Origin of the sequence: Streptomyces sp. KR55, from assembly GCF_052245645.1 — a bacterium.
GTDB classification, from domain to species: Bacteria; Actinomycetota; Actinomycetes; order Streptomycetales; family Streptomycetaceae; genus Streptomyces; species Streptomyces flavusporus.
This window is the reverse complement of the sequence record NZ_JBQQCE010000864.1, coordinates 1-1,805: the sequence shown is the minus strand read 5'-3', so window position 1 is coordinate 1,805 and position 1,805 is coordinate 1. Positions and strand designations below refer to the sequence as shown.

Genomic DNA, 1,805 nt, shown 5'->3' with positions numbered 1-1,805 from the left:
GTGCAGCGTGGTGCCCCACGGGGTGGTGCCGCCGGCGCAGTTGTTGAGGGTGCCGAGCACCTTGGTGCCGGTCGGGTCGGCGGAGGTCTTGAGGAGGTCGGAACCGGCGGCGGGCCCGGTGACCCGGAATTCCGTCGTGGCCGTGACCCGCCGGTTCAGCGGGTGCCGCGGTACGGGAGTGAGCTTGCCGGTACGGCGGTCGCCCTCGACGACGACGGCGGACAGGCCGTGCGCGGCCCAGGCGATCTCGACCTGCTCGCGGGTCGGGTTGGCGGCGTCGTAGCCGCGGAACATCAGTACCTCGTCGGTGTACTCGTGGTTGGCGACGAGGATCTGCCGGTTCCACTCACCCGGGAGGGGGAGCAGCGCGAGGAAGTCGTTGTTGTATCCGAACTGACCGGCCTGGGCCTTCGCGGTCTGGTTCTCCGGGTCGAAGGCGGGCGCACCGCGCAGGATGGGCTCGCCCCAGCGGATGACGACGTTCTGGTCGTAGCCCGCGGGGACGGTCACGGCGTCGTCGGTGTTCGGCGCGACGGGCGTGAAGCGCAGGCCACGGGCGCCCTTGCTGCTCGGGCGGTGCCGGCCGTCGGCGGCCGCGGCCTCGGCCTGCGGGGCGGCGCCGACGGTGGCCGCGGTGCCCGCGGCGGCGGCCGCGGTGACGACAGCGGCGGCACGCATCACGGAACGGCGGCTGAGGGCGCCGGCGATGACGTCGCCGACGTACGGGTTGGCGGTGGTGTTCGGCACCTCGTGGAAGCAGGCGTCACCACAGCGGAAACGGCACGTCAGGGCGGACCGGCCGCCAGGGTGTGAGTCGTTCGTTCTGATGATCGGTAGCAGATTGCGCACCTTTACTCCCCTTGCTTCCCCTTGAATCCAGCGTGACGGACGGTAGGAGCACGTTTGTGCGGGAGCGGGGCGATCGAATGAACGGAAAGTGAACTGGAGGTATCTGTAAGGAAGTTGCCGTGCTCGAGTGGACGTAACCCGCGAAAGTCTGGATGAAGACCTTGACGGCGGAGGGCACCGCCCGTCGCCCCTCCTCAAGATCCCCATCCGGGGCCGCTAACCTTACGTGTCCGTCCTGGCCAGGAATTAACGGGCATCAACTCACGCGAAGGGTTGCGCATATGGGCATTCTCACTCTCCTGCGGAACGCATTCGGCCGGTCACGCAAGGGGCGTCCCGCCGAGGCAGAGGGTGCGGAACAGGTACCCACGCAGCCCCAGACCGCCACCCCACAGCTCCCCGAACCCCGCCACGAACACGATCTGGTCTCAGCCGCCTTCGACAAGGTAACGGTCCCGAGTCCGGCGCGCCCGGCGGAGCCGGGGGATGCGGCGGAGCCGACGACGCGGGTCGAGCCGGCGGAGCCGGCCGACGAGCCGACGGTGCCGGCGGAGCCGACCAAGCCGGTCGAGGCGGTCGAGGCGGTCGAGGCGGTCGAGGCGACGGTAGCGGCCGACGAGCCGACGGTGGCGGCTGACGAGCCGACAGTGGCGGCTGACGAGCCGACAGTGGCGGCCGAGCCGACCAAGCCGATCGAGGCGGCGGAGCCCACGGTGGCGGCCGACGAGCCGGCAGAGGCGACGGTGCCGGCGGAGCCGACGGTGCCGGCGGAGCCGACGGAGGCGGCCGAGGAGCCGCCGGCGGCCCCTGAGGAGGCCGCGCCGGTTACCGCTGCGGAGACCCCGGCGGTGACTGAAGACGCGCCAGCGGCCGCTGCGGAGACCCCGGCGGTGACTGAGGACGAACCGGTGACCGCTGCGGAGACCCCGGTTGTCGCCGAGGCAGCAGAGGAAGTG

General features: G+C 71.4%; 1 protein-coding gene and 1 pseudogene. One reads left to right on the top strand and one right to left on the bottom strand.

All coding sequences use genetic code 11. The features are described from left to right. Positions 1 to 849, bottom strand: an 849-nt coding sequence (locus tag ACTWQJ_RS51055) for a PhoX family protein (protein WP_443313144.1), incomplete at its 3' end; no start/stop codon positions are given. Between the two features lie 281 nt (positions 850 to 1,130). Here ACTWQJ_RS51055 and ACTWQJ_RS51050 point away from each other — a divergent pair. After that, positions 1,131 to 1,805, top strand: a pseudogene (locus ACTWQJ_RS51050) (VWA domain-containing protein); the annotation flags it as partial.